30 protein-coding genes are annotated in these 26429 nt (G+C 56.1%); 14 read left to right on the top strand and 16 right to left on the bottom strand.

Annotated elements, in window-relative coordinates:
- Positions 1–63: 63 nt before the first annotated feature.
- Positions 64–591: a hypothetical protein gene (locus LG294_RS11835; RefSeq protein ID WP_404285947.1), complete on the bottom strand. Its 528-nt coding sequence runs from the start codon at positions 589–591 to the stop codon at positions 64–66.
- 410 nt (positions 592–1001) lie between these two features.
- Between LG294_RS11835 and LG294_RS11840 the strand changes: the two genes are divergently transcribed.
- The 3 genes from LG294_RS11840 (at position 1002) to LG294_RS11850 (ending at position 4095) form a co-directional block, all read left to right on the top strand.
- Positions 1002–2120, top strand: a complete 1119-nt coding sequence (locus LG294_RS11840) for a hypothetical protein (RefSeq protein WP_404285949.1) — start codon at positions 1002–1004, stop codon at positions 2118–2120.
- A 262-nt stretch (positions 2121–2382) separates the two neighbouring features.
- Positions 2383–3411, top strand: coding sequence for a S66 peptidase family protein (locus LG294_RS11845; RefSeq protein WP_404285951.1), 1029 nt, complete (start codon positions 2383–2385; stop codon positions 3409–3411).
- A gap of 267 nt (positions 3412–3678) precedes the next feature.
- Positions 3679–4095, top strand: a complete 417-nt coding sequence (locus LG294_RS11850) for a hypothetical protein (RefSeq protein WP_404285953.1) — start codon at positions 3679–3681, stop codon at positions 4093–4095.
- Between the two features lie 859 nt (positions 4096–4954).
- Here the strand turns inward: LG294_RS11850 and LG294_RS11855 are convergent.
- Both LG294_RS11855 and LG294_RS11860 read right to left on the bottom strand, forming a co-directional pair.
- A complete protein-coding gene (locus LG294_RS11855) occupies positions 4955–5254 on the bottom strand; it encodes a hypothetical protein (RefSeq protein ID WP_404285955.1) in 300 nt (99 codons plus the stop codon).
- Between the two features lie 1096 nt (positions 5255–6350).
- Positions 6351–6782 (bottom strand): hypothetical protein, encoded by a 432-nt coding sequence (locus LG294_RS11860; protein WP_404285957.1) that lies wholly within the window; start codon positions 6780–6782, stop codon positions 6351–6353.
- A gap of 270 nt (positions 6783–7052) precedes the next feature.
- Here LG294_RS11860 and LG294_RS11865 point away from each other — a divergent pair, with 270 nt between their 5' ends.
- Positions 7053–7499, top strand: a complete 447-nt coding sequence (locus LG294_RS11865; RefSeq protein ID WP_404285959.1) for a hypothetical protein — start codon at positions 7053–7055, stop codon at positions 7497–7499.
- Between the two features lie 351 nt (positions 7500–7850).
- Entirely contained in the window at positions 7851–8012 is a 162-nt protein-coding gene (locus LG294_RS11870) for a hypothetical protein (RefSeq protein ID WP_404285961.1), read from the top strand.
- Positions 8013–8629: 617 nt separating this feature from the next.
- On the opposite strand, the gene LG294_RS11875 is transcribed toward LG294_RS11870, so the two are convergent.
- The 3 genes from LG294_RS11875 to LG294_RS11885 form a co-directional block, all read right to left on the bottom strand.
- On the bottom strand, positions 8630–9478 hold the full coding sequence (locus LG294_RS11875) for a hypothetical protein (RefSeq protein WP_404285963.1): 849 nt from the start codon (positions 9476–9478) through the stop codon (positions 8630–8632).
- Positions 9479–9534: 56 nt separating this feature from the next.
- The gene (locus LG294_RS11880) at positions 9535–10149 is read right to left on the bottom strand and encodes an RNA polymerase sigma factor (protein ID WP_404285965.1); all 615 of its coding nucleotides are present in this window, start codon (positions 10147–10149) and stop codon (positions 9535–9537) included.
- Positions 10150–10453: 304 nt separating this feature from the next.
- Positions 10454–11653: an IS4 family transposase gene (locus LG294_RS11885; RefSeq protein ID WP_404285967.1), complete on the bottom strand. Its 1200-nt coding sequence runs from the start codon at positions 11651–11653 to the stop codon at positions 10454–10456.
- A gap of 168 nt (positions 11654–11821) precedes the next feature.
- Here LG294_RS11885 and LG294_RS11890 point away from each other — a divergent pair, with 168 nt between their 5' ends.
- Entirely contained in the window at positions 11822–12124 is a 303-nt protein-coding gene (locus tag LG294_RS11890; RefSeq protein WP_404285969.1) for a hypothetical protein, read from the top strand.
- A gap of 199 nt (positions 12125–12323) precedes the next feature.
- Complete coding sequence (locus LG294_RS11895; RefSeq protein WP_404285971.1) at positions 12324–12818, top strand: GNAT family N-acetyltransferase; 495 nt, start codon at positions 12324–12326, stop codon at positions 12816–12818.
- A 101-nt stretch (positions 12819–12919) separates the two neighbouring features.
- Here LG294_RS11895 and LG294_RS11900 read toward each other — a convergent pair whose 3' ends face one another.
- The 3 genes from LG294_RS11900 to LG294_RS11910 form a co-directional block, all read right to left on the bottom strand.
- Positions 12920–13201, bottom strand: a complete 282-nt coding sequence (locus LG294_RS11900; RefSeq protein ID WP_404285973.1) for a hypothetical protein — start codon at positions 13199–13201, stop codon at positions 12920–12922.
- Positions 13202–13815: 614 nt separating this feature from the next.
- Positions 13816–14172: a GntR family transcriptional regulator gene (locus tag LG294_RS11905; protein WP_404285975.1), complete on the bottom strand. Its 357-nt coding sequence runs from the start codon at positions 14170–14172 to the stop codon at positions 13816–13818.
- Entirely contained in the window at positions 14169–14516 is a 348-nt protein-coding gene (locus LG294_RS11910; protein WP_404285977.1) for a hypothetical protein, read from the bottom strand. The genes LG294_RS11905 and LG294_RS11910 overlap by 4 nt, the downstream gene beginning before the upstream one ends.
- A gap of 744 nt (positions 14517–15260) precedes the next feature.
- Between LG294_RS11910 and LG294_RS11915 the strand changes: the two genes are divergently transcribed.
- Positions 15261–15557: a DUF4190 domain-containing protein gene (locus tag LG294_RS11915; RefSeq protein ID WP_404285980.1), complete on the top strand. Its 297-nt coding sequence runs from the start codon at positions 15261–15263 to the stop codon at positions 15555–15557.
- A 535-nt stretch (positions 15558–16092) separates the two neighbouring features.
- Here the strand turns inward: LG294_RS11915 and LG294_RS11920 are convergent.
- Complete coding sequence (locus LG294_RS11920; RefSeq protein ID WP_404285982.1) at positions 16093–16638, bottom strand: VanZ family protein; 546 nt, start codon at positions 16636–16638, stop codon at positions 16093–16095.
- Between the two features lie 947 nt (positions 16639–17585).
- On the bottom strand, positions 17586–18065 hold the full coding sequence (locus tag LG294_RS11925) for a GNAT family N-acetyltransferase (protein ID WP_404285984.1): 480 nt from the start codon (positions 18063–18065) through the stop codon (positions 17586–17588).
- Positions 18066–18337: 272 nt separating this feature from the next.
- Between LG294_RS11925 and LG294_RS11930 the strand changes: the two genes are divergently transcribed.
- On the top strand, positions 18338–18808 hold the full coding sequence (locus LG294_RS11930) for a hypothetical protein (protein ID WP_404285986.1): 471 nt from the start codon (positions 18338–18340) through the stop codon (positions 18806–18808).
- Positions 18809–19040: 232 nt separating this feature from the next.
- On the opposite strand, the gene LG294_RS11935 is transcribed toward LG294_RS11930, so the two are convergent.
- Genes LG294_RS11935 through LG294_RS11950 form a run of 4 tightly spaced genes read right to left on the bottom strand, consistent with a single transcriptional unit; the run spans position 19041 to position 21863 of the window.
- Complete coding sequence (locus LG294_RS11935) at positions 19041–19865, bottom strand: alpha/beta fold hydrolase (RefSeq protein ID WP_404285988.1); 825 nt, start codon at positions 19863–19865, stop codon at positions 19041–19043.
- Positions 19866–19908: 43 nt separating this feature from the next.
- On the bottom strand, positions 19909–20724 hold the full coding sequence (locus LG294_RS11940; protein ID WP_404285990.1) for a class I SAM-dependent methyltransferase: 816 nt from the start codon (positions 20722–20724) through the stop codon (positions 19909–19911).
- Entirely contained in the window at positions 20655–21383 is a 729-nt protein-coding gene (locus tag LG294_RS11945; protein WP_404285992.1) for a VOC family protein, read from the bottom strand. The genes LG294_RS11940 and LG294_RS11945 overlap by 70 nt, the downstream gene beginning before the upstream one ends.
- A 9-nt stretch (positions 21384–21392) precedes the next feature.
- Complete coding sequence (locus tag LG294_RS11950) at positions 21393–21863, bottom strand: methyltransferase family protein (protein WP_404285994.1); 471 nt, start codon at positions 21861–21863, stop codon at positions 21393–21395.
- Between the two features lie 286 nt (positions 21864–22149).
- Between LG294_RS11950 and LG294_RS11955 the strand changes: the two genes are divergently transcribed.
- The gene (locus LG294_RS11955) at positions 22150–22905 is read left to right on the top strand and encodes a hypothetical protein (protein ID WP_404285996.1); all 756 of its coding nucleotides are present in this window, start codon (positions 22150–22152) and stop codon (positions 22903–22905) included.
- Positions 22906–23066: 161 nt separating this feature from the next.
- A complete protein-coding gene (locus LG294_RS11960; RefSeq protein ID WP_404285998.1) occupies positions 23067–23417 on the top strand; it encodes a TfoX/Sxy family protein in 351 nt (116 codons plus the stop codon).
- 13 nt (positions 23418–23430) lie between these two features.
- Here LG294_RS11960 and LG294_RS11965 read toward each other — a convergent pair whose 3' ends face one another.
- Positions 23431–24015 carry a DapH/DapD/GlmU-related protein gene (locus LG294_RS11965; protein WP_404286000.1) on the bottom strand — a complete coding sequence of 195 codons (585 nt, stop codon included), beginning with the start codon at positions 24013–24015 and terminating at the stop codon, positions 23431–23433.
- A 93-nt stretch (positions 24016–24108) separates the two neighbouring features.
- Here LG294_RS11965 and LG294_RS11970 point away from each other — a divergent pair, with 93 nt between their 5' ends.
- The 3 genes from LG294_RS11970 (at position 24109) to LG294_RS11980 (ending at position 26429) form a co-directional block, all read left to right on the top strand.
- Positions 24109–24702: an N-acetyltransferase gene (locus tag LG294_RS11970; protein WP_404286002.1), complete on the top strand. Its 594-nt coding sequence runs from the start codon at positions 24109–24111 to the stop codon at positions 24700–24702.
- A gap of 162 nt (positions 24703–24864) precedes the next feature.
- Positions 24865–25161, top strand: coding sequence for a Fe-S cluster assembly protein HesB (locus LG294_RS11975; protein WP_404286004.1), 297 nt, complete (start codon positions 24865–24867; stop codon positions 25159–25161).
- Between the two features lie 146 nt (positions 25162–25307).
- On the top strand, positions 25308–26429 hold the full coding sequence (locus LG294_RS11980) for a DNA alkylation repair protein (protein WP_404286006.1): 1122 nt from the start codon (positions 25308–25310) through the stop codon (positions 26427–26429).

A 26429-nucleotide genomic window follows, 5' to 3' on the forward strand; every position in this document is an offset into this window, starting at 1 on the left:
ACGGACGTGCTAGCGCAGTGCCGACATCTTCGGGTCTGGAAGTTGAACCCGAAAGTCGTGTAGTTACGGATGTAATTGAAAAATGAATTGGTCATCAGACGACCAACGGTGCAGATCATCGCAGCGATAGCCGCGTAGCCAAAGCTGCCCATTTACTGCACGAAGGTAGAAACCTTTTGGATACTCATCGTCGCCGCTAAGCGTCGGAGCGGCCACTGTATAAGAACCATCGGGTGCATGGCCTCGACTCATCACGAAGTCTGTGGACGAATCCTGTCTGGTCATAGCTAAACGTAGATACGGACCAGCGGTCGGAGGGCAAAGTTTCAATCCGTGCTTTTGAGCCGCGTCGAAGACTTGCTTAAGTGTTCCGCCATCTGGCAAGCCTAAATCACTCACACTGCGTTCAACCACGCTAATAACGTGTTGCTTATTGGTATCACCAAACACCGCATCGCCGAGCAAAATCTGTGCGTGGGCGTTGAGCTGTATCTGTTGCGAGTTGAGTGCGGCGATAAGGTCATACCGGGAAAGCCCGCCAACCGTAACTTCAAGTGAATCGCCATCGGGAAGAGTGTCCAAGTTATTCACACGTTCAGCTTATAGTGGGCGATTCGCACTTAGCATTACTCTTACGGACGTTTCACTAGAGGACCCCCAACCGGAACGTTCAGAATCCTATTCCGGTCAGACCCCTTGTGGGACGTTGGACGAAAAGATACTCCTCGAAATCTCTCTTTGCGTAGTCATTTCAGATCTGTATCCGTCGGGATAGCGACATCCAGAATGAACTACACGGAGGTCTATTTCCTGACAATCCAGAGAAATCTCTCAAACCGAGGACTGCATCCTGCTACCCTTGGGATCATGCGTAGCTCAATGCGATTTACCAGCCCCCGACCGTTTACCGGTCGCGAGGGCTTCGAGGCGCGCGCCTAGGTCCTTGTGGCGGAGCGGATCGGGGGAATATCCACCGATCCAACTCGAACCAAGGACCCACCATGTCTAACTATCTCTCCCCCGCCGAACTCCACGAGACGTTAACGCTCCGCGACCTCTCCGACCCTGACCACGGCCCGCACGCCATGCAACAACTGTTGGACCACGTGGCAACCGCCCTCACACATTCCTGGGACGTACCTGCCCGAACCGTGAGAAACAGCCCTCTGGTCTCCGTCACCGACAACTACGACAAACTCGGCTTCGCCCCGTCAACCGTAACCCGCGACCAAAGGTATTCACGCTATGTGAGTCCCACGGTGATGCTCAGGAGCCACACCTCCGCCTCGGTCCCGCCCCTGCTTCGGGACCTGCCAAAAACCACCGTGATGGATGAACTCCTCGTGATGCCGGGGCTGGTGTATCGCCGGGACGCCATCGACCGGACCCACGTCGGAGCACCCCACCAAGTCGACCTCTGGCGGATATCGTCGGCACCAACCCTGACGCCAACCGACCTGGAATCCATGGTGGCCGTACTGGTCGAAGCCGTCCTGCCCGACGCCCACTGGCGGACGATACCGGCCGTTCATCCCTACACAACCAACGGGATGCAGATAGATGTGCTGATCGAGGGCGAATGGCTGGAACTTGCCGAATGCGGAATAATGGCCCCGCACCTCTTCTCCGAGGCAGGACTCGACCCGGAACAGTGGTCGGGCCTCGCCTTGGGCATGGGCCTTGACAGGGCTTTGATGCTTCGCAAGGGCATCCCCGATATCCGCCTCCTGCGTGCCCGCGACGAGCGTATCGCATCCCAGATGCTGAATCTGGAGCCATATCAACCGGTCTCACTGCTTCCCCCGATCCGGAGAGACATCTCCATCGTTGTACCTGATTCATTCGACGATGAGATCCTTGGTGACGAAGTCCGCCAGACACTCGGGGACCGCATGGATGACCTTGAATCCGTCGAGCTGCTGGACCTGACACCCTACAACGATCTGCCCCTAGCGGCTCGGGAACGCCTGCAGATCGACCCCGGACAGGCCAATGCGCTGATTCGCATTGTGCTCCGGCCGATCGAAAGAACGCTGACAGCGCCGGAAGCCAACGTCATTCGTGATGACATCTACAAGGCTCTCCACCAGGGCATGGTCATGGAACTTATTGCGAGCTGACCAAACGCAGGGCGCGGTCGGTGACGATTCCAGACCGGCCGCACCCCAAAGCCATGTCTCCAAAATGCGGGGCAGAAGCATCTACCTCTCGGACTCTGTAGGTCAGTAGCCACCCAAAGAATGTTTGGTCATGGTTCTCCTTACGTGCGGGTCATCGCAACGAAGTGGACTCTGGATTACCAATGCATTCGCCTTTAATAAGCGACACCATCACGGTGATGAGGACTTTTAGCTAATCATTGTTGCGTGCAAGGATGACTTCATGAAGATTCGATACCCTAGGCCATTGGTTCCAGGCGACGTCATTGGCGTTACGGCCCCGTCGAGTGGTGTGCCCGGATCACTGCTGGGTCGACTTGGCTTTGCCGTCGAGCAATTGCGTGACTGTGGTTATGCGGTGGAAATAGGCGACTGCATGGACGGCTCCACGCATGTCAGCGCGCCCGTTGAACAGCGCGCCGGGGAACTAATGAGGATGCTCCTAGACCCCAAGATCCGAGCTGTTGTTCCTCCGTGGGGAGGAGTCACGGCAATCGACCTGATTCCCCATCTGGATTTCAACGCACTCGCCTCCGCAGACCCAACTTGGCTCGTGGGGTATTCCGATATTTCAACGTTGCTCACCCCGATTACGCTTCGGACAGGAATGGCAACACTGCACGGTAGCAACCTTATGGATACTCCGTATCGCGTCCCGGAATCATTGATGTCATGGATCAAAATCGCGTCACTCCCCGCCGGAACAAGTTTCAGGCAAACATCGCCGGGCGTTCATCGGGTCAACGACTGGGACGATTGGGAAAGCAAGCCAAAAATAACGGAGCACACATGGAACGGCACCGGAGCCTGGGAACGACTCGACAACGGCCGGAACGATGTGAACGTTACAGGCCGCCTGATCGGCGGCTGCATAGAGACCGTGGTCAACCTCGCCGGTACCCCGTGCCTCAACACCGAGGCATTGCGGAGAGGCCAAGGTGGTTCATTGATCATCTATGTAGAAGCATCCAGTGTTGAGGCCACGACAATTTGCCGTCATCTCCACGGCATGCGCATGGCCGGATTCTTTGACGGAGCCAAAGCCATCCTCGTTGGACGCACAGGTGCCCCTGACTCTACGACGCTCACACAGAACGAAGCCGTCCTCGATGCCCTAGGAATACTCGGCATGCCCATCATCGGCAACGTGGAATGCGGCCACGTTCCGCCGCAACTACCGATCGTCAACGGCGCGCAGGGTCATTTGGTATTCAACGAGAAAGACCGGTATCTAGAACAGAAACTGGTCTGATCCGACTCTATCGGCGCTGAGCGGCCGCGCATCGAAACTGGGAGCACTCGGCTGCCCCCTGTTCATGTCCCAGTAGAGGTTCCCCCTGCGGACTGGACTAATCATGAGTCCCGCCCGAGGACGCGGATGGGTGCTCGGGCACCCGTCCATCATGGAACAGTTCCGCGACTAAGGCATGGTGCATTCGTAATAAAACAGGTGGGTGGTTCTGTCCATGAACGACAAGACGCCCTAAGCTGGCTAAAAGAGTGCTAGTGAGAGGCTTCGATGAAAAAGTTTGCCACGTTCGTCAGTGCAGCTTCCTTGGTTCTGGCATCGAGCCTCGTGTCGAGTTGTTCGCGCGACGATTTGTGCCTGCCCGCCCCGTTGGCGGTGTCCTCGCCCGGCGTTGAAGCAGGATCGACGCTCACGGTGTCCGCGCCACCGGCCACGTGCGATCTAGGATATGCAGCGGGAAAAACATACATTCTTGACCTGATTCCCGAGAATCAGAATCCTGGGATGCAGGATCTCAAGGCTCAATACGTCCGGGTGAACGCCGACGGTTCCTTCTCGGCTGACATCATGGTTCCCGTCGCACTCCCTCCGGGCGATGCCACGGTCCTCGTAGCCGGAAGCCCTCTCGATGATTGCGGAACATCTGGCTCCTGCGCGGCTTACTCGATTGCGTTTAAGATTGAGTAGTTGGATTGGGCACGGGCGAGCACTTTTCGTCCCAGCGCGGGTTCCTTGAAAGAGAATCGCATCGACGTTGCGGCGATCTGGAAATTCTTGCGGGCAGAAGTGCCGGTGACGCGAGTGTGGAGTATCCGTCGATGGATAAACTTGTGTCGTGACCATGCACAAATACCGTGAAGTCGATGTCTTTTCCCCGGCACCCAATCCGAGCTATGGCGCCAGCAAGTGATGGGCCTCTACAACGTCATCGAGAATTACAACGCCCTGTTCCGGAGTAACTAGTGCATACATTAATTGGCAACAAGGGTGCCCCGTTTTTGTCGATAGCAGCAGTAAACGTGCTGCTAGGGATACCCGGTGTGGTTTTCTATTGGATCATATATTTCCTCATGGCTACGTGGCCGCTGGCCCACCTGGGGATAACAGTCGGGGATGCAACCGAGGATGATGGCTTCCTCTCGGCGCTAGTTATTTGTAGCCCCATACTGCTAGCTTGCCTCATTCTGTGGATCCTAGTGAACAGGCACTATGTCGACAAGGAGAGCTCGCACCGTTTCTTGAAATGGGCGTGTGCGTTTGCCTGCACCTTAGTTCCGACTTTGATCCTAATTTCCTACAGTTACGTTTGCTGATTTCATGAGTTCAGGCCCGCCGCTAGGCAGAAACCAATGTCCCTTGACAAAAAAATTTGGGCCGTCTGCATCGGCAATACTTGATTGGCCAGTTGGGTGATGCCAGAAAGCACTGGTCCTGTCACAGTATTCCCGCAGAGGGTTCCGGAAACGGAACGGTCGCCGCAGGGGCTTCTTACCTGGCACTCAACTTTGCCGATCCGGCACCAACCGCAGTGCGAGTTTCGACAGCTTCACGCGGAATCACCCTTCCAGGCGTTCAATAGTTTTTCAGCCGCAAGTCTTTCCTCGATCGTGTGCACTGCTCTTAGCCTGGCGTCGAAAATATTGATCAGGCTTTGAATGAACTCGCCTTCAAGTCCTTCGGCTTCGGGGCCATAGCTGATCGTGGTACCGGACGCATCCAGTTCACAGTCGACGTCAACGGCTCGGAGGAATGCAAATAGCCTCGACATTGCTTCACGGCCGCTGACGTCTCGCAGCCTTGGAACCTTTACCGTAATTCCATCCGAAATTGGTTCTTCGCTCTGCATCCGGGCTCCTAATAAGAGACACGAGATATGGATTCGATGCCACGCCTCAAGATCAGCATACTTCTGCTCGAAATAGAGAACCTCAACGCAGCGAGCGGCGAGAAGTACCGGGATAACCACGCAGACCCCCTAGCACCACGATGGAGCAGCCGAACCGTCCCGCTGCAGGTTCCCCTTACTGACGTTTCTCTAGAAGTTCGACTACCGAAATACACCGAGTTCTGACCTGGATGGTAGAAGCTTTATGGATTCGCAGGAAAGTCGAGCGTTCCGTTAGCCCCGTCCGGTGAAGTGACCGATGCCGGGGCGTGAAACGGAACGACCTTGTCCTGCTTTGGAAGGCTAAATGCTTGGACCGAAAGCGACTCTTCGTGAGCATGAGAACTTATGGAAAATAGCCTTGGCGAATGCTGAGCTATTTTCTGAAAGAAGAGCCGGAACACTTTTAGGCGGAAAGCTAGGCGAACTATTCAAGGTCATTAAAATATACGGGTCAGAAAATGAGTACCAATAAGGTTCCTAGGATTACAGGAAGGATTAGGATCAATGAAATCAACATCGCAAACTCAGATAAACGATAGTTCCGGGGAAGTGAATCCTTGAAATCTCGTGAAACCAAAAATGATACAAGAAGTCCGATCGGGGGCATTGTGATGGCGAGGAAAAATAGAATAACAGTGCGGAATCTTACAAATTCCACTGGAACGAATGAGTCAATGACAAGCCCCTTTCATGATGAATGTTGAGCATATCTTGTAAATATGTGATAGTTCGCGACTATAGCATCAGTTCGAATTCTAGTACTTGCTCGATATTTGATCACTGGAAAGAGCAGAACTCTTGACTAAAGAAGCTAGCCAATAAAACCTAGAATACCTCCTAACACGGGATGCACGATTGATTAGGAAAGCCGCAGTTGTATCAGACGATCATAAACGATCGTTTTTGTCGTCCGCATAAGGCACCTTCACCGGGCGGGGCATACGGGACGCTCGCCTTGCCCGTGAATATAGGAATCGATTGCAAGCTATGTCAGTAGCGCGAATGTCCTGGCGAGCGACCGGCTTACGGGACACCAGTAGGTAAAAAGTTTCTTCTAGCGGGTGGGCCGCTGCAAAATACGTTCAACGATTTGCTCGGGAGTTTCATCAGCAACAATTCGCATCTCTGATACGAACGGAAGAGGCTGCCATCCGTGGTACCAACCTCGCATATCTTTGTCGCTGAATTCAGTGGCTTGCGGTCTCGTCGAATGTCGATTGACAGTCTCTTCGAAAGCGAGATCGAATGAATAAAATCTGGCATCAGCAGTATGCGCTGCCACGCGCTCTAACATCCCCCCGTATCTGGAGGCGTTAAAGATCCCTTCCAGGATTACGTTGTGTCCACGGTTTAGACAATGCATGGCAGCAATTTCGAGTAGGTCTGCGTGAGCTAGGCTTTCCTGCTCTCGCTCATGGTAAATAACTCTGCGAAAGTGGTCCTGCTGAAGCACCGCTGTAAGTTTCCCGAGTTTGGTTTGCAGCATGCGCGCGATCGTGCTTTTCCCTGAGCCTGAATTTCCACGAATCACTATCAACATACACATCACCCGCATTCCTTAAGATCCAAATATCAAACCGTTACGCATCGCTGCACGCAGATGACCTCATTCTAGCTCTGGAATAGATGACGGTGACCCACAGAGCGTTCCTCTAACGGTGCCCACGCACTATCTAATTTGGGCCATGTAGCTCGCCTGCATCACGACTTGATGACGGTGGGTGCCCCGACGCTGGCGATGTGGGAGACTCTGCAAATGAGACATCGAATCGCCTTCACCGCCATCCTCATTGGGTCGATGGCAGTTTCAGGGTGTGTCGCATCGATTCCGGGAGATCAGAAGCTGCCTCAGGACCTGTTCAAAGCGGCTCGCCAGTCAGAACGAGCACCAGATGGATTCCATGACGATGTACGGCGAAAATCGTGTGGACAGGTGACGCCCGTTCAGGGCGAACAGATTCCTTCTGATGCGGTCGACTGCATGGATTCCGCCATCGGCCGTCTGGATGCTGAGCTCGCCGTCGTTTCTTTCACCATCGAAGGAGATCCGATTGTGGACTTCTATCGCACCTCGACAGGTACGCCAGGGGTAGAAGTATTCACCGATGGTGAATTTGACAGGTATGGGTCGAAGGAGTGGGTCCACCAGGATTGCCCAAAAACGACTACTCTCACGTCGCTGCAGGGCTGCCTTGAGAACTAGTTCTGCCGGCCTCGTTTCGTACGCTATTCGTGTCCCGTAGGGCGCTCCCCCTGCGGCCCCTATATGGAACAGCCAGGAATGCCACGCCGGACGAACCCTACCGGGCTTATACGGTTGTTCAGAAGTTCGCGAAGCGCTCTTACTAGTTGCCTCTCTGGCCTTTCGAGGGCATCAGCATCTAGACTCCGTTATAACAGCAAACGATGGAGGAATCGCATCTCAACGCACAGAGTATCGTCACACACTGATACGGAACCGCTGAACAAGTTCTCCGTTGTAGCCCTAGCCCTCGCGGCCTTAGCCATTTTGGGCCTGTGGTTCCTTGGCACTTCAGGTCTGGCAATCTTTGCAGTGGGCGCAGGTCATGTCGCGCTGAGCCAGATCGCTTTGCGGGGCGGACGCGGCCGCTGGCTGGCAATCGTTGCGCTCGTGATTGGATACGCCATTGCCGCTTTCGCGCTCTTCTCGATGTTAACTGCCATCCCGGCATTGATTCAGCAATACACCGCATAACACCGCATTTCACGAGTTAGGTTTCCTGACCCGCGCTGAGGCCAACCCACCGGGGTGCCGCCTCATTTTTTGAAGCGGCCTACCTCAACGTGTGCCCCAGCATTGGGGCGCTTCCCATAAGGCGGACAAGCCCGGCCGCAACATACATCTTGGGTACGATTTACACCAAGGCTGATTATCAAGGGAGTTCGTTGCAATTCACTGGTTCAACGGACTGTGATACGAATTCAGATGTTGACTACTCGCGTTCTGTGATGCCGACCGGCTGGAACGATGTAGTCAGCTCCTTCAAGTCTTACGGGCAGTGCGCCACCAAGATCTATGAAAATGGATCATTCGGTGGTGCCTCGTATGGCTACTATGTGAACTCACCGTACGTCGGCTCTGCGATGAACGATCTAACATCGTCCATCAGCTGGAACTAGAGAAACTACCCTCGCCCTGATAATAGGTCGAGGGCAGTTCTTTAATTTAAATCAGAAACCCTCTCTTGAAGCATACATATATTCACAACATTCAATCGCGATAAGATGTACGATCTTATGCATTACTATCAGCGCAAACATCCTCTAAATTCTGCAAATTAAAGGATGTTTGCGCTGAACGTTGATCAAGAATTACGGCGCGGAGATAACGACCTCACTTTCAATCACAGAGGTGCTTACCATCTCATTTTTTCCAAAGCCGGCAAACGACGTGGTGGAAAAACTTCGTCCGCCAATCACGTCACCCGTCTCAGACGAAACAATGATCTCTTGTCGTATTCCGTGCCTCAGCAACTCAGTCCGACCAATCGCGATGCCGATTTCCCCATCATGGGTTTCCACGCCTTGCTCGACGCTCACTCCCGAGACGTGGGTCAGCGCCTCGTAGAATGCAGGCCTCTTGTCTGCAGGCACGAAACCGGATTGCAGAGCATCTGTGAGCCGTACGAAATTGCTCTCAGCACGCGAGCCTGACGATCCCGAATAGGTCTCATCCACATACATATAAAGGGCTTCGCCTGACGACGCATTGTCGAAGAGATCCTGGTAGTTGGGGCGTGGCATTCCATCGAAGTTACCATCCTTCGCCCGGCTGTATCCGTTGGATAGCGGATACTTCTCGTTTTCGTTCACGAGCACCCATTCCCTTGATGGGTCACCGGGAACGTAAAGGATTCCGGAGTTCCTAGCCTCACTGTCGCATGATTCTTCACTAGTAACCAGATTGAAAGTACACTGGTCGCCCCACGTGTGATGGGAGATTTTCAAGTATTCACCGGAGTCAGGTTGATCCTGCGCTGCGTACGTCATTGGAATCGCAGCCAGCTGATTCAGTGTTTCCTTGGCCTGGGCAACTGTGGCATTCAGCTGCACCGCTGTTGCTGCGATAGCGACAGCCGCGATTCCCGACACAGCCCATGAGGTGCGCTTGAGTGCTTGATGCTTCTTAGTCGGTTGCTTCCCAGCATCAGCTTGGACCATGTGAACGAGCTGATGGTGGACTTCTTGGGATCGTCTGGGATCCATGGACCTGAAGGTCATTGTGCTCTCCGTTCGGACAACGTGGAGTGTCGTTCTTGTACGGTGCTGTCTGCGACAGAACCGTAGTGCTTCCGTAAGTTTTGCTTAGCTCGAGAGAGTCGGGACTTAATAGTTCCCTCAGAAACCCGGAGAGCCGTTGCAGCATCCTTGACACTAATATCCTCGAGTACACAAAGCGTGAGAACGTTTCGGTGCACGGGTTTCAAAAGCTCGAAAGCCACCTGAACCATAGTCTTCTCACCTTCTAAGTAATCAGCGTCGACAACGTCCTGCGCGATATCGCCAGCAAGTTCAGGCTCAGGCAGATGAGCCAGAAAAACCGCATGGCGACGTTGCTGCCGCGACACATTCTTGATGGTGTAGTTCGCCGTAATCAGGAGCCAAGCGATGATGGATCCATCAACGATGCGTATTGACCGATTCCGGCGCCAGGCTTCGTAAAAGACCATGGCGGTGATTTCATCGGCTGTATCCGGATTGCGAACCACGTGGACAACATGCCTGAAGACCCGTGCCTTATGGCGCTCAAAGAGAACTGCGAAACTCTCGCCATGCCCTCCTCGGGCCGCTTCTAGTAGTGCACTATCACTACCCAACTCAAAGCTGCTCATACTAGGTAATGTCCGCTCACCATCGAAGGTTCCATTAATTCGAGAACTTTCTTGATTTTCTTTTCAGCTCCACGCACATCGGCACATACCTTCCGCTGTCCCAGAGTAGTGTTCTGCTTTAAGGATCGGGTAGACCTGACATGCTAGCCCCAATGCTATTTACTTAACATCTTTCGGGACTTGCTTCAACAACCAATTAGACATCTTCCGCTTCACCACCCGCGGACACACCCGGTCCCGCCGCTCCGGCAATAGCTCATACAGCAGCTCCGAACAGAACACGACGAACAGCTGCCGCAGATTTTCAGGGGGAAAAACCGGGCTGCCCGGCCATGGAACGCCGCGCAGCCCGTAACGTACGAGTGAAGGAAACCCGCAGAGGATCCTCACCGAACTCCAGAGCAACCTCGCCAATCAACGTGCGCAACCCGTAGTGAGTACAAAGATATCCATAGATTTCCTGCAACACTCCCTCGGGAGTTTTCGAACGCAACACCACCGAAAAGCCTCGCTGATGGGTTTTCATTTCTTTGAAGCACAATTCGATTTCCCACCGCTTCGCGTAGGCCTCGGCAAGCTCCTGAGCACTCACTACACCGGGATCCAGCAGCGTGGTGAGCAACCGGAAGTCACTGGTATCCGCACCATTGCTGACCGAGTACTCGACCACGCGCACCGGCACCGGATCCACCCTGTTCCGGCGTTGCTTCGTCCCCTCGTATACGGCTGAGAGATACGACCCGTCCTCCAGTTCCTCCACCACCGGAAGAACCATGTTCCCGCGCACCCGCCACAGCAGCTGCGCCCCGGTTGCGGCACTGTCTTTGAAAGATCGGTAGCTGAAGAACCCGCGGTCAGCCATCAACAGCATGCTCGGATCAAGCTTGTGCTGCAATCCCAGAAACATGTCGTTTTCCGACGTGGAATAGGAGCCGGTCACCGCGCCGATGATGGCGGGCGTGCCGCACTCCACCAGCCCAAGGATCCGCGCTTGCGGGTAGGCGCTTTTGAAGCTGGTGCTCGTTCCCGGCCGCCCATAGGCCTGCTCGTTTGCGGGAGTGTCTGCGATATCCATCGTGGTCCCGTCCACGCTGACCAGGCGCAAGCCGGCGAGGAATCCTCGCCGCGCTTGAGGGCCGAAAGGCTTAGCGACCTGGCCGAACAGCTCAATCATCACTGCGGATCCCAGCCGGGTTCGCGCCTTGAAAATTGCCGCTTTGGTGGGCATGGTCCATTGGCTGGTTCGGTGCGAAATCCGCTGAAGCCCACCGAGCAGGCTGCGCATGACTTCCTCGTAGGAGGCCGCGGCATGCATGGCCAGAGCCATCACGTAGTACACCATCATCCACGAGGGCAGCAGGCGTGAGCGCTGCTCGCCGGCACCCACTTTGGTGTTCACCTCGTTAACCAGTGACGGCGGGAAAACCTTCGCGAGGACGCCTAAAGAGACGTGGTCTGAAAGTCGTTCTGGTCTTTCGGGTTTCGCCCATCCGCTCCGTGCCATGAGAAAAGTTCAACACATCAGAGTGCTAAGTAAACGGCATTGGGGCTAACCATAGCGGTCCAGCTGAAAGCCCCATCTCACTACCGCCCGCTCCGTCCCAGCTAAGGTTCCTCAATTAAAGTGCGTGGGTCTCTGATGAATGCCGGGCCACGCACGTAGAGTGCGCTCATGGGCACGAAAAACATGAAGGTTACTGGTGTTGACCCACGATATGTCAACGAGGAAGAGCACCACCCCGTATATCGGGTGGATTTCTGGGACGAAACCCGCGCCAACGACGAGAACCGTCTGGACAATGCGGAAAGCATAGACGACGTGCTTGCATGGGCAGAAGCTAACCGGCGCGGTCGCTACGTCGTGATCTGGGTCGAGTACAGCTACGAAGGCGGTACCGGTATGGCTCGGCTGCGCGGGTGGGAACCAACACAGGAGGGCTCACCCTCGGCCGAGGACCCCTACTTCCGGCAATGACTTCACAGTCATACTGACCTATGGCAAACAAAACACGTTCAGACCACTATAGCGCCCGCTCAGCGTTCCGCTTGCGGGCGCGCAACGCAGACGACATCGGGCTGTCAGCGCAATCGCTATAAAGCGAAATAACAAGTAGAAGCATTCAAGTTTCTTTGAAAAGCCCAATAATCTATCGACCCACCTGTAGATTCGGGGCATGGAAGACCTTTCGATTCGCGTTGCGAACCTTGATGATGTGCAAGCCATTCGGTCAATTGGGCTCGTTACGTGGCCAGCTACGTATCTGAGTTTCACCAGTCCGGATTTCGTCATGGAAAATCTCAATACATGGTGGTCTCACGGCTCGGTGAGCGCATCCATCACGGATGACACGACGTTCATTGCTTTTCAGGATGGTCAGGCAGTTGGCACGCTAACCTTCGGGTTGTTTGAGGGCGAACCTGTGATCTGGAAAATTTATGTCGTGCCCGAAGCCCACGGACGCGGTATTGGCACTGCTCTTATGGACGTAGCCTTTACTGCTATTGGCCCAGCCTATGATGTAAGGATCGAATTTGTGAAAGGAAACTCTGCTGCCCAGATATTTTATGAACGACGTGGCTTCGAGTTCGATTTCGAAGAAGACATGGCAGAGGGATTCACGACAGTTTGGCTTCGTAGACCTGCCGGCCCAATTATTTCAGCAACCTAAATTGTGTCCCGCAGAAGATTCTCCAAAGGACATCTGTTTGTTGCCCCTCAGCAGACGATCACCGTCTCCAATAATGCTTGGAACAGGAACGACATTGGGGATCACGGGCGCCAACGGACACCGTTATTCGTGCAGGCCGCCGTGTCGATTGCACGGCCTTCCAAACATGCTGCATCGACGAGCTCGCGTTTCCCGACCGGTTGATCCAAATGGACGGTCACTGGCACCGCGTTGTTTTCCTGGCAGTCGTGCGCACCTGGTGGCAAAGCCTCGACATCGGCCCGGATCACGATCCGATCCTGTTCGGACTTCACCAGCGGATCAAGCACAGCCCCGGTGACGCCTCCCGCACAATCCAGCCGGGTCACGCCCAGCTGGAGCATGGTGGAATTAGATGTGACCTCCGACGAGTTGCGTAGCGCCCACGTTGCGATCTCACCCGCCTCCGGCGTTATAGCTCCCCTGTCACTCGCCTTCGGAGTTTGTGGTCCGGCGCCACCGACGTCGGGTGCGGAAGCACCACAGCCGCTCAACAAAAGGACCGAGCAAGCTAGTGCTCCGATCAAGAAACGTCGTCCTGAATACGGGTGCTCCACGTCAAACCTCCATGCGAATCAGCCCGAATGAGGACAAGTCGATCAGTTGGAACCGCTGCTTCCCGAAGTATCGCATACCTGGTGTTCCTCCAACAGGGCATTCTATGTTTGCCCGAACCAGATGCCCAGTTCGCCATCTGCACACGCCTGGTTGGCGTCTACTCTCCCTCCCGCCGCGAGGCCTGTCCATGGAGGGGAAACGGGTATCCGTCTTTTCCCGTTGTGGTTCGGCTTACGCGGCGGATTTTCGAGGCCCATGAACGTTGAGCGCATCCGCGTGACTAAATGTCGCGAGAATCGAAAATGGTCCTCTTACGAGACTGGGTAACGGACAACCAGGTCCGGTGCCAGAATGACCAAACTAACCATTCGTGGTTGTTAGGCTCCGCGCAGAATTCGAGTCAAGATTCGGACCATAGAGCGCGTAAAATCCGGATAGTTTCATCTAGATCAACAGTTTCACTTTTGCTCGCCTTGACAAGGTGCGTAGCTGCCGCGAGAACTGCGCTAGGTGTGGCTGAGGCCTTTACGCTGACTCGTGTTCCACTTCCGGTACGGGTGACGAGGAAGCCTTCGCGCTCAAGGGCGGAATAAGCTTTGGCGACCGTGCCGGGTGCTACACCTAAGTCGCTGGCCAGTTGCCGGACGGAAGGGAGCTTCTGGTCTGCAGCAAGCAGACCAGAGGTGATAAGGCCAAGAATTTGGTCCTGAATCTGATCGACAAGTGGGGTGCCAGATTCAGTGAGAGTGATGATCATGCCTGTGCTACCTTGCTGGTTTCGCGTGCACGCGAGGGGAATGCTATCAGTAGAACGGACCACCACAGCACCATGCCAACGGTCAGCGAGAGGAACGCAGCTACCTGCAGTGCGGGCCCAAGTGCTGCGAAGGAGGTGCCGAATTCCGACCAGCCTGTTTGAGAGTAGCTGAGTTCGGCAGTACTGGAGAGGGTTCGCAGAGTAACGCTGAGGTGAAGAAGTATCCCTCCTGTGGCGACCGACAAGATGTTGCTAATGCGTACAGCCCTTAAGCCTGCATCCCGCTGTGGGTCGTGGGCTAATGCTGGACGTGAAATCACAGTAAGGGCGATCAGAATAATCACGGAAATTATTCCGATCAAGACTAAGCAGGGCACCGAAAACCACCAGCCGTAAATAGTGGTGCTTGCGCTTGCGTCTGAGGAAGGGCGGACCGTGTACATCACATATCTACCTTGTTCGTCAGGGCGCGAAGCTAGTCCAGCGAAAATTGCGATTACGAGTGCGCCAGCCGTTACACCTGCCGTGCAAGCAAGTCTGGCACGAGAAGTGAAAGTCATGGAAGTTCGCGGGGTGAGCGCGGCGGAGCCACTTGGGCCGGATATAGGCACAGGGAAAACCATGAAGATCAGCGCAACAACAGTCAACAGCAGTGGGGCTAGATAACGAACCAACTGCGGTATTAGGAATGAGTCTTCATTGAAGTTTGGAAACGACCATAGGTAAAAGGGCCAAATTGTTAATGCGATCAGGCTTCCAAGCGCGAGAACCATCCCGACCATAGTGCATCGACTTACGACCTTTGGCAGGGTCAGGCGCGTTCTCCGACCAGAAAAAGCCATGCCTAACGCAATAAGCAGAGCGACAACAGTAGGTCCGAACGTGTACAGAAACATGATCATTGGATTTTCCCTCCGAAAGTGTACCAATGGTGTGACACATAGTGTGTCATATGATTAGTACACTTGCTAGGGCTACTTCTAACTTGTTCCGGGTATACCTGCCCTATTGAAAGTCTTCCGCTTACGGTACTTCGCGCTAGGCTCATGCATAAACACGAACCGAATACGGAGACACGGAGGAACATAATGCCTACCGATGAGGAAGCGCTTCATGCAGAGGTGGAGAGTCTAAACAAGCTATCGGTGGCGTCCTTAGTGTTGGCCGTGGTGGCTCTCGTAGGCCTTCGGTTCTTTGGACTTTCAGGATTGGCGATCTTCGCGGTCGGTGCTGGGCATATTGCGTTGAACCAGATTGCGCAATCCGGTGGGCAGGGGCGCTGGCTGGCGATCGTCGCATTGGTAATCGGGTATGGGATTGGTGTACTCGCGTTGGTCTCTGCCGTGACCGCAATTCCGGCCATGAGCCAGTCTTACGTAGCTTAGCGTCGCTGCCTATCCAGAGGTTGCGGGACAGGATCGAAGTAGCCTTTCATACGTACCTGTGCCAGCCATTTTACTTTGTTGACCTGCCTCAAGAATTATCCTTAACCCCTGTTTGTCTTAGTTCCAGGTGAACAGGTTGGGGAAGTGGAATCCGGCATGTTGAAGGTTCTCGGCATTGCGCTCGTTATCTTAGCTATCATTGACACGTTTACCAGTTGGTCAGCGATGCAGATTGGTGATGAGTGTTATGCGTGCATCATCGCAATTGCCTTCTTGGTCGTAGGGGAACAATTTCACTATTCCTCGGGTGACTGAGCGAGCGGTTACAAAATAATCGCACGATGAACGATTGACTTGAACGATTCATATCGGGGAACACTGATCTAAGGCTCGGTGTCCCGTAGAGGGTTCCCGTGCGGTCACGTAATCGCAATGCATTCGACTTCTGATATTCAGTGCAGTCCGCTTGTTCAAATGACACCGGTGAGAGATCGACTTAGGGACAGCGAATGATGTCCATCAAAAATGATGAATTTCAGCTCGCTACTTGAGCTGCCGTGCTTCGTATTTTCTGCTTGACCCAACCTCGTAAAGTCATAGCCCCAATCACGGCGCCCAGAACGGCCCAAATGACATCGTCGACGCTACTAATTCTGTCAATTCCTAGGGTAAACTGCCCCGTTTCAACGAGTACTGCGAATAAGCCAAGATGGAGAACGGCACATCCCACCGTAGGCTTCAGCGCGAGCATGTAGATCGCTCCGCCGACCGCAAACAATAAGATGTTCGCGAGGCCTTCTTTGATAACTGCGTAGCCAATTCCGGGCCCATTCAAAATGAGCTCTTGGAAAGGCACTAGTGACAGAGTGCTTTTAGGTTCATTGCCAAACGATGCAGGCATCAGAGTAATCAAACCTGTGCCAAGAACCCACCCGAGGAGTATCCAGAGTAGGAACAATTTTGAGAGCTGTGTTTGTCCTGACTTGACCCGCTTCCAATTAGTGATGATGAGGACTACCGCAATGAGCACAACACCAATGAGGAAGAACGGAATAAGGTAACTGAGAAGTCTGTAGTACATATCGTGCTTTCGTGTCTGAATAAGGTGTACATCAAGATTCACCGGCATCGCGCTCAGGGCGGCTGAAATACGCGATACTGAAAGGTACCGATCTTGGATGTGACCTGCCCCTTTGCTGTTTCGATTGTATCGTCCCGTAGAACGTTCCACTTATGGGAAACAAAACAGCCATCCATAACTGCAGCTAACGCCGGATTAAATAACAGCCACACGCCGGAGTCCTGGTAAGCATGTCAGCCATTTCAAAACGACCAATTAAACAGAACATGCAGTTCCAAATTCCCATGGAACTGCACACTTCACCATCCGAGGTAACTCTTAGCTATGACTTCCGATCGACAGAAAGTATGGCTCAAACCCTTCTGCCTCATGATGTCTACTCGTGATAGTTGCCCTTGAGCCCTAGCGAATGGCGCTGGTCGTGATGTGGTTTTTTAGAACTGAACATAGCTGGATCTAACATAAACAGCCCTCCGGCCACTGGTAGGAACATCAATGCCGGTAACCAATTTGCGAAAACCAGCAAACCGAGAGCAGCCAGTAGGACCACTAGTGCGGAGATCTTAGTTAGGTCCTTCATCTGTCTGTGCTCCCAACAATGCATAGCCTGGGGAATTCTCGAACCATATTCTTTATGGTTCGGAGTCTAACTCGACAGCTAGTGGGAAGCAATAGTTAGTAAATTGGCCTACCAAATTGAGCCAGTCAATTTTCATAGATACAACCAAGCTCCGAATCGGTGACCGACAGTAGTACCTCGGGCTATGGACAAGCATAATCCCCGCTCTATCTCCATCGAATCCCCTTCGGAGAAGTCGACGCGCTGCAGCGGTTACACACGAAAGCGCAATGTCGTCCCGCATAGAGTTCCTCCAACGGGCAGGCTTATAGTCGATCGGCCTGCGGGACAAGTAGGTTCCAAGGCCTACTTGCTAGAGAGCTTGTGGTTATCTTACGCTGCCCACACGTAGGTCGAGAGTGAATCCAGGGCATTCCGGGAAATCTCCGACGAAATCAGCTTCGAATCCCAATGATTCATAGAAGGAGACAGACTGAGGCGTTGCCTGCCAATCCAAAATCATTGGAGAAGGACATTCTTTTGCCCATGCGAAGGCTGATTCCACAAGTGAACGACCGGTTCCACTCCGGCGGGCACTCTGAGTGACAAACAGGTCATGTATTCGTCCAACCGAAAACGAACCTCGTAGCGCACGTCCGTAGTCTTGAGCTGCGACATATCCGGTTGGAGAGTTGTGTTCAATAGCAACAGCCACGAACCAATTTGGGTCCTGTAGCAGGGCACGCAAGTGAACTTCGAATTCCTGAAAACTTGTTTCCAGCCCCGGTGTAAACATGTTCGTCAGCTCGTAAAGGCTAGCTGCGTCCGCCTCTGTAGCTGCTCTAACCCGAGTGTTGTTAGTTGTCATCTTCGTAGCCTACTGCTTTGTTCTCGTTGATTCCTGGAATGAAATTTCTGAACCTATGGTCAGTTTTCTCCGTTAATACCGGACTCCGTTTAACGACCGAAGCTCGCTGTGCCGTAGAACGTTCGGCATACGGGCGTCTGAGAATTTAGCGTTGCTGCGTTCAAATGAATCGTGAAAGCTTCCATGAACACTGTTTACATGACGTTGGGACTCCTGCTGACTATTGCAGGACCGCTGTTCTGGTTGATCTATGAGCTATACAATGACTTGAAATGAAACCGTTGAACATGAACCGTGCGGAAATTGGAGCCAATTCGAAGACATCGAATTTGGGTACACGTTTATTTGCGTGGGTGACTACAGCAATTTTAACAGTTCTACTGTTTTTTGTACCAGTAGTAGTATCTGGCAACCGCATTGGCAGCCTGGAATGGGCTATTTGGGTAAGCTCACTCGTAATCGCATCGACTCTCTTCTGCGCGATTCTTCCTACTTGGATCACGAGGAAGAAATCACTGCTTCGCGAAACATCACTGTTATTCATCGGACTTAGCATTTTCGAGCTTTGCTGGAATTTTCTGGACGGTACGGACTTGCCTGCTACGAATGAACTTCTGCTGGGCTGGCTTGTTTTGACAGTCCCTTTTTTCTTTATCTATGCATTGGTTGGGGCTGGAGTTACAGCATTAGCTGAATTCTGCATAGGTCGCTTTTTTGCTTCGCCTAACCGGGCGAAATCATAAATGTCGAAAAGTTAAGGTTGCGGCCAGAATTGACTATGCAAGTCATGCTCAGCAGTCCTGCCCAGTAGAGGGTTCCCCTACTGGGACTGTACGAACCGCCATTTAAAGCTGCAACTTAACCGCCAAATAAAGTTAAGAATCACACCCGGAGATTTTCATCTGAGGCAACGAATCATAACTCCCGGAAGCGGCGGCAAGTCATTGCGGGGCGCAGCGTGGAAACCGGCGAGCGCTAATCATTGGTCTTCAGCGTCGCGGTCCAGCGCGCCAGTGCCTGGGCGAAAATCTCTGGCTGGTCAATATGCGCGTTGTGCCCGGCACGGTCCAATTCGAGAAATGATGCATTGGGATAGCGGACCAGCAGCGCCTTGGCATCCTCGAACCCGACAATATGGTCTTGCCGCCCGCAGGCGATGAGCACCGGAATCTGCGAGATCCGTTCGCGGTCCACCGGCAGCGTCTCCAGGAAGTAGCGGGTGGAAAGGTGCGCCATGGCTCGCAGGTCAGCGGCGAGCACCCCCGGAAGCACATGGCGCTCGAATTGTTCCCAATTCGCACGGGTCTGGATCACCGACATCTGCGCATAGTGCCCCGCATTGACCGGACCCAGCTCTTCGAGCAGCAGTTCGTCCTCGTGCACTACGCTGCGCGCTGGCACGGTGCGTTCCTCGGCCACCGGGCGGGTCACCGGCGCCAGCAGCACCATGCCGCGCACCTGGGATTCAAAGCGGTCAGCCATCTCCTGAGCCAGCAGACCGCCGAGGGAATTGCCGATCAGGGCGAATGGCCGTGCCCCCAAGTGGCTCTGCAACAGGCTCTCGAGCCAGGCGGCGAATTCGGGCAGACCCGCGCGGCCCTCCAACGCTGGAGTCCCGCCGAATCCGGGCAGGTCGATGTAGATGCGCTGCAGGTTGCCCGCGGCTTCCAATTGCTCGTCAAGCGCGAAGAGGATCCGGTGGTCCACCCCGTTGCCGTGCACCAGGACTACCGGAAATCCGGTGCCGTGGACCGCGGCGATGCCCTCGGGCAGCGGTTGGGCCGGCTGTTGCTCTCTCACGATGATTCCTTGCCTTTGCTGATTGACGCCGATGGAGTCGAGACTAATCGCTCGTGCCGTGCCGGGCAATGAAGACGAACTGCCGCCCGGGCCTGTCGGGGGCCTCCTGCACCGACTGCACCATGAACCCCGCAGTTTCCAGGGAGCGTGTCAGCTCCTCGCGGGTGCGATAGCGCAAGGTGGAATGCGAAACCAGCTCGCTGCCGTCCTGCTCGAAGTGAAAGGTTTCACGGAAGCTGAGCAGCTCATCGGCATAGTCCAGCACTTCAATCCAGGTGGTGACCGGCCCCAGTTGGTCGATCACGGTTCTTTCGCGGGTCAGCTCCGGCGTCCAACTCAGCCAGGCACGAGCCTCGGGCCGGCGCGCCTCGAAAATCAGCCGCCCACCAGGTTTCAGCAGCTGCGCGATGCGCTCAAGGGTCCGCTGCCACTGCGCGTCGTCGGTGAAGACCATCGCGACGTTTGCGGTCATCACCGCCGCGTCAAAATCCCCTGTCGGCACGTCTTCCACCGTCCCATGGATCCATTGCACCCCCGCTGCCTGCAGCTTGGCGCCGGCCACCGCCAGACTGGCGCGCGCAGGATCGACCCCGGTGACCTGCAGTCCGCGCGCGGCCAGCAGGCAGGCGAAGGTTCCGGTTCCGCATCCCACGTCCAAGATCTTGCGTGCACCTACCGAATCGATGATCTGCGCATAGGGCTCCAGGTCGCTGCGGTCGGGATCAAGCGGGTCATAGAGTTCGGCCAGACGCGCATCGGCGAAGCAAGCGTCTGCTTCGAGCTCCTGGCTCATAGTTCGTTTCCCGGAGCTGGCAGGACGCAGAATTCGTTGCCCGACGGGTCCTGATAGACGCGCCAAGGCAATTCGCCCCAGTTCGGATGCAGTTCCGTGCCACCGCGGCGAACGATCTCTTTTGCGATCGCGTCGGCATCATCCGAGGCTTCCAGACGGATGTCCAGGTGCACACGATTCTTTTCCTGCCCCTTGGCTTCCGGTTCGGCGCACACTTCCAGCACCGGCCCGCGATGGCTTGGATGGCGCAGCGTTCCGGGCCGGCCAAGGGCTGTCTGCTCCCATCCGGTGAGCCAGGCCCAGAAGGCGGCATCGCGGAACACGTCGGCAGAGTCCAAGGGCAGACCCGCGATGGGACCGGTATTGCTATAGCTCGCGCGGCCCTCCATCACGCAGAAGGCGTTGCCTTCCGGATCTCCGAGCACCACCCAGGGAACGTCGCGCTGCCCGATGTCCTTGGGCCGTGCGCCCAACGCGAGCGCGTGAGCGACCACCTCGTCTTGCTCCTCGCCTCCGAGCAGGTCCAGATGCAGCCGGACCGGATCGCGTGGCGCTTCGGGAACTCGTTGAAAGCACAGGTCCAGGGCTGGCCCGTCGGGGATCTGAAGACGCGTTTCGAATCCGCTGGAGTCCTCACTCAAAAATTCGCAGCCGAGCAGATCTTGCCAGAAGCGACCGAGACGTTGTGGATCGACCGAATCAAAAACGATGTTTTCCAGGTACATGGGCTCAGCCTATCCTGCCATGAGCCGCTGGATAGTGCGCCCCGAAATCCACCGCGGGACCTGACGCTGGTATTGGCCATAACGCTGGCCGAAGGCCTTTGCGAGGGCCGCTTCTTCGGCAGGAATCTGCACCTTGTCCAGCAGCAGCACAAATCCCGCGGCCGGAAGCAAGGCCAGCGCGCTGCGCCGCCACAGGGCATGCGCTATGAGCAATCCGGCCAAGCTCAGATACATCGGATTGCGGGTCAGGGCGTTCGCCGAGTCCGTTACCAGCTCGCTCACCGAATCCAACCGGATCGGGTTGATGGTCGTTTGCTGACGGCCAAATGCCCGGATGCTGGAAAAATCCAGGGCCAGGCAGATCGGCACGAGTAATCCCGCGAGGAATCGTGAGCCGGGCGAGCTGTGGCGGCTGTGCGACAGAAGCACCTGCAGCGCTCCGGCACCAAGCGCTAATACCGGCGGTGGAATGCGCGGCACGGACATAGCTCCTCCATTTCGCGGCGCGATCTAATGCTTCAGATGCTACGCGCGCACCGACTACTTCGCGACCCCTCACCGCCTGATCTGGCATCTGCAGAACGCGGGACAAGCACAACCCGCTAGCCTGAACCATCGGTGGATCCCGCCTCAGGCTCGAGGACGGATACTAGCGGTTCGGCAGCCATCCCTAGCCAGCCACCGGCAACAGAATTAGGCTAAGAGCCACCGGGCCACGATTCGGACTCCGAACCGGCTCAACTCGCCGCACCTTGAGGATACGAGCATGTCGAGTTCCAACATCCCGACCGCCGATTCCACCGCATCGGATTCACCGCCGCGGGCCAAGCGCAAGATCCTCGCTTGGGATCCAGGCCGCGACACCGTCATTGCTTTGGGCACGCTGTTGGCGTTCTGGGGCTTCTACTGGGCTGGCAGCGCTTTCAGTGGCTGGTTCTTGATTGTCGGCATCCTGCTTGTCGGCACATTCATTCCGGCGCATACTGTGCTCAGGCAGCGCCGGGAAGGCTGGGCCGGGCTCGGCATAACCCGCCGATTCCTGATTTGGTCCCTCATCATCTCCGCGGTTTTAGGGGCCGGCTCCGCCTATCAGCTCATCATCACGGCCGCCGCGCAGCAGGTCGAGCTCCTGCCCCACCTGCTTGCCAACCTATTGGTGTTTTGGGAGCCATTCTTCGTCTTCGGATGGCTCTATCTACGTTGGGAACGCGCCTTCGGCTGGCTGCCTGCAATCCTGCTCACCGGGCTGGGTTTCGCCCTGCAGCATGTGGGATCTGTTCCGCTGCCGGTGGCGCTGAGCTTCGGACTGTTCGCTCTTGCCTTCGCCATAGTCTTTGCCTGGGTGCGCAACCTCGCGATCCTCTGGCCGCTGTTCTACCCCGTCGCCAGCGGCATCGGAACCCTGCAGTCGGGTTTGGCGATGAGTTGGGACAGTGTCAGCTCCGGTGCGTTCCTGCTTGCCGCGCAGGCAGTGATCCTCTTCTTCGTGGCCCGCGGCCTCCGCACGAAACTCACCTTCTAGAGCTCGAAGTGTCCAGCACGGGGCAACCACGGAGTCTGGCCTCCGCGCAATGCCGAGCTTGCGAGTGGCTTACCCGCTCCAATGGCCCGATCAGAGACAGTGCGCCGAATTTTGACCGGCTGTCCCACGTTCGCACCGAAACCCGCTAAGCGAGGCTGAAGATGATCAAAGGGACCCAACAAATACTCATCGAGCGCATTCGCGAGAAATTAGCCGGCGAGCCGGTCCTGCGCGAGGTATCGATGTTCGGTGGCTACTCGTTTATGGTCAATGAGAAACTACTGGTCGTCGCGCTCAAGGACGGGGCGTTATTGGTTCATGTTGCGCCGGCGAATCACGCCGAGCTGTTGCTGCGCCCCGGAGCCGCCCACGCGGAAATGGACACCGGGCGGCGCATGGGGCCGGGCTGGATCCAGGTCGTCGCCTCGAGTATCGAGAAGGATGCAGCTTTGGCCTACTGGATGCGCACAGCTCTGGAATACAACCGTGCGGCAACCGGTGACGGCCACTGAACCCAGCGATCGGCTACTCCTGCGGAACGGTGCCCACCTGCTTGGCAGGTACCCCCACGACGATGACCCCGGCCGGTACATCCTTGGTCACCACCGCTCCGGCACCTACCACCGCGCCATCGCCAATGCGCACCCCGGGCAGCACCGTCACATTCGCGCCAAACCAGACTCCCTTGCCAATCACCACTCGCGCCGGGTGCATATCCGCGCGTCGACTCGGCACGATGTCACGGTTCAACGTGGTGATCACCGCGTTGTGTCCGATCAGCGATCCAGCGCCGATCTCAATCCCACCCTGGTCTTGGAATCTGGCGCCGCTGTTGACGAACACGTTCTCGCCGAAGTGGATATTCTTGCCGAAGTCGGCGGTAAATGGCGGAAACAGCGCGAAGGTTTCCGGCACCTTTGTCCCGGTCAGCTCGCTGATCAGCTCACGGACCTCCGCGGGCGTGTGGTAGCTTCCATTCAGTTCCGCGGCGATGCGCAACGCCTCCTGGCTGGCGGCGTGCATGGCCAGGTGATGTTCGGATCCTCCGATGATGCTCTGCCCCGCGTTCAGTGCGGCTAATAGTTCTTCGAGTCCGGCAATTTCGCTCATGGTTTTACGCTAGCGCACCGCACCCGAATTTGCGCCGCAGAATTCCGTCGAGGGTTCTATGCTGGGTTGACGAAACGTCGTCAGGAGCCGCCCGTGCTGATCACCGATCCGAACGCACCAATTCCCGTCGAGTTGCGCAACAAGGAATTCCTGCTGCGCCCGCTCACCGCCGACGATGCCGCCTTGGATTATGCGGCGGTGATGGAAACCCGTGAGTCCTTACGGCTCTGGGAGCAGGATTCATGGCCGGCCGATGACTTCACCGTGGAGGAAAACCGCCAAGACCTCATCGATCATGAGCGCTATCATCACGAACGCCGGGCCTACACCTACACGATGCTCGATCCCGCCGAAACCGAATGCCTGGGCTGCGTGTACGTCTACCCGCCCGGCGCCGCGTTCTTAGCGAAATCCACGGTGAGCGCCGTGGGCCCCGGGAAATGGGCTGACCTGCAAGCTGTCATCTATTTCTGGGTTCGTGAATCGCGGCTGGGCTCCGGACTCGATGAAAGGCTTTTGGGTGCACTGCGCCAATGGTTCAGCGAACAATGGCAGCTGAGCGACACCGTCTACGTCGTCAGCGAGCCCTACGCGCATCAGCTGCGACTGATCAACCAGAGCGGCCTGAAACTGCGCTTCACGGTGCGCGAGCCTGCTAAGTCCGCTCCCTATCTCGCATTCGGCTAGGAGCCTGCGCGGCCTTTTCAAGGAGGAGGGTACTAGAGAGCCCCGGTCATGCGTATGCGTATTTCGCCGGTGTTAAGCGAGGTTGAGATTCGTCCTTGTTTTTGGAATGGTGGCACCCACGTGCCCTGATCTTGGCATGTCCGCAACCGGAAGGAGAGCCTCGTGCTCACACTGACCGACCAGGCAGACACGATCGTTACCGCGATCGTCACCAACCAGTCCGAGGCAGCCGATGCCGGACTCCGAATCCATCAGTCCGAAGGTGCCGGAGCGCCGAACGAAGCAGCCTTCGCGGTGCAGATCGTTCCCGCACCGGAACCAGCCGACGTGGTAGTTCGCGGCGAAGGCAGCCCTGTCTACCTCGACGAGCTGATCACCGATGAGCTCGACGACAAGGTGCTCGACGCCGCCGTAGACGAACAAGGCGCCGTCAGCTTCCAGATCCTCCCCCAAAGCTAACCCCCGGTTGGCTCCTTGAAGCTTCCCGCGAGGGCCTCCCATCCGGGTGGCCCTCGCAGGCTTTTTGGGCATCCATCCCAGCGAACTCTGCTGGATCTCCGCCCGCGGAATTCACAGATCCCGGCGATGCGGTAAACAATGGCACTATGCCTTTCGCTGATCAACTCATCGGTACCGACGTCGCCGAGCAGCTCGTCCACGAGATCCAGGCCGTCGTCCCCGAGCACCCATTGCAATTCCTGCCGGCAGCCAGTGCCGCGCTGGCACCGCTGAGCCTGCGCGAACGCGCCGATGCCTTGCGCGACGCCCTCCTGGCTGAATTCCCCGAGGACTACTCCCAGCTGGCCACGGTCATTCGAGGAGCCAGCGAGCAATCCGCAGCCTTCACCGGCTGGATGATCTGGCCGGTGACCAGCGCGTTGGCAACCCGGGCGGTGCAGGAGAATACCGCCGCGGCATTCAACGACGCCATGACGCTGCTGGCTTCGCTCACCCCGAGGTTGACCTCGGAATTTGCCATTCGGCTGCTACTCAAGCACGATCTGGACAACGCCCTGTCCATCGCCGAAGAATGGACCCGATCCACCGACGAACACGTTCGCAGGCTGGCCAGCGAAGGCACCCGCTCCTACCTGCCATGGGCGGTGCGCGTTCCGCAGATCATCGCCACCCCCGGCTGCACCATTCCAATTCTTGATGCCCTGTACCGCGATGAAAGCCAGTATGTGCGCCGTTCCGTCGCGAACCACCTGAACGACCTGAGCCGCGACGCACCGCAGCTGGTCACCCAGACCGCTCGGCGCTGGCTGCAGGCTCCGGAAGTAACCACGCTGCCGCTGGTGAAGCACGCGCTGCGCACCTTGATCAAGCGCGGGGATCCCGAGGCCTTGGCGGTACTCGGCTTCGGTCCCCCGACGGTGGAGATCGACGGACCGCAGGTGGCTCAGCGGCAGGTGCCATTCGGTGGAAGCGTGAATTTCACCGCGGCCATCCGCAATACCGGCACCGAACCGACGCCGCTGGCCATCGATTACCTCGTCCACCATCTCAAGGCCAACGGGACCACCAGCGCCAAGGTCTTCAAACTCGCCACGCGCACCTTGGCACCGGGCGAAGTCATGGATATCGACCGTTCGCATTCGTTCCGGGCGATCACCACCCGCCGGTACTATCCGGGGATCCATGGGATCGCACTGCAAATCAATGGTGTTCCCACGGACACCGTGCACTTTGAGCTCTTGGCCGAGCCCAGGCTGCGCGCTGACTAA

It is taken from the genome of Glutamicibacter arilaitensis (genome assembly GCF_044793945.1).
In the GTDB taxonomy this organism is placed as follows: Bacteria; Actinomycetota; Actinomycetes; order Actinomycetales; family Micrococcaceae; genus Glutamicibacter; species Glutamicibacter arilaitensis_B.

Excerpts from the sequence above, each read along its gene's own strand:
- LG294_RS11865 (WP_404285959.1), top strand. The coding sequence starts at position 7,053 with ATGAGACATCGAATCGCCTTCACCGCCATCCTCATTGGGTCGATGGCA.
- LG294_RS11895 (WP_404285971.1), top strand. The coding sequence starts at position 12,324 with ATGGAAGACCTTTCGATTCGCGTTGCGAACCTTGATGATGTGCAAGCC.
- LG294_RS11880 (WP_404285965.1), bottom strand. The coding sequence starts at position 10,149 with ATGAGCAGCTTTGAGTTGGGTAGTGATAGTGCACTACTAGAAGCGGCC.
- LG294_RS11855 (WP_404285955.1), bottom strand. The coding sequence starts at position 5,254 with ATGCAGAGCGAAGAACCAATTTCGGATGGAATTACGGTAAAGGTTCCA.
- LG294_RS11850 (WP_404285953.1), top strand. The coding sequence starts at position 3,679 with ATGAAAAAGTTTGCCACGTTCGTCAGTGCAGCTTCCTTGGTTCTGGCA.
- LG294_RS11925 (WP_404285984.1), bottom strand. The coding sequence starts at position 18,065 with ATGACAACTAACAACACTCGGGTTAGAGCAGCTACAGAGGCGGACGCA.
- LG294_RS11930 (WP_404285986.1), top strand. The coding sequence starts at position 18,338 with ATGAAACCGTTGAACATGAACCGTGCGGAAATTGGAGCCAATTCGAAG.
- LG294_RS11980 (WP_404286006.1), top strand. The coding sequence starts at position 25,308 with ATGCCTTTCGCTGATCAACTCATCGGTACCGACGTCGCCGAGCAGCTC.
- LG294_RS11840 (WP_404285949.1), top strand. The coding sequence starts at position 1,002 with ATGTCTAACTATCTCTCCCCCGCCGAACTCCACGAGACGTTAACGCTC.
- LG294_RS11885 (WP_404285967.1), bottom strand. The coding sequence starts at position 11,653 with ATGGCACGGAGCGGATGGGCGAAACCCGAAAGACCAGAACGACTTTCA.
- LG294_RS11845 (WP_404285951.1), top strand. The coding sequence starts at position 2,383 with ATGAAGATTCGATACCCTAGGCCATTGGTTCCAGGCGACGTCATTGGC.
- LG294_RS11920 (WP_404285982.1), bottom strand. The coding sequence starts at position 16,638 with ATGTACTACAGACTTCTCAGTTACCTTATTCCGTTCTTCCTCATTGGT.
- LG294_RS11890 (WP_404285969.1), top strand. The coding sequence starts at position 11,822 with ATGGGCACGAAAAACATGAAGGTTACTGGTGTTGACCCACGATATGTC.
- LG294_RS11955 (WP_404285996.1), top strand. The coding sequence starts at position 22,150 with ATGTCGAGTTCCAACATCCCGACCGCCGATTCCACCGCATCGGATTCA.
- LG294_RS11875 (WP_404285963.1), bottom strand. The coding sequence starts at position 9,478 with ATGGTCCAAGCTGATGCTGGGAAGCAACCGACTAAGAAGCATCAAGCA.
- LG294_RS11965 (WP_404286000.1), bottom strand. The coding sequence starts at position 24,015 with ATGAGCGAAATTGCCGGACTCGAAGAACTATTAGCCGCACTGAACGCG.
- LG294_RS11860 (WP_404285957.1), bottom strand. The coding sequence starts at position 6,782 with ATGCTGCAAACCAAACTCGGGAAACTTACAGCGGTGCTTCAGCAGGAC.
- LG294_RS11945 (WP_404285992.1), bottom strand. The coding sequence starts at position 21,383 with ATGTACCTGGAAAACATCGTTTTTGATTCGGTCGATCCACAACGTCTC.
- LG294_RS11905 (WP_404285975.1), bottom strand. The coding sequence starts at position 14,172 with ATGATCATCACTCTCACTGAATCTGGCACCCCACTTGTCGATCAGATT.
- LG294_RS11915 (WP_404285980.1), top strand. The coding sequence starts at position 15,261 with ATGCCTACCGATGAGGAAGCGCTTCATGCAGAGGTGGAGAGTCTAAAC.
- LG294_RS11900 (WP_404285973.1), bottom strand. The coding sequence starts at position 13,201 with ATGCTCCAGCTGGGCGTGACCCGGCTGGATTGTGCGGGAGGCGTCACC.
- LG294_RS11960 (WP_404285998.1), top strand. The coding sequence starts at position 23,067 with ATGATCAAAGGGACCCAACAAATACTCATCGAGCGCATTCGCGAGAAA.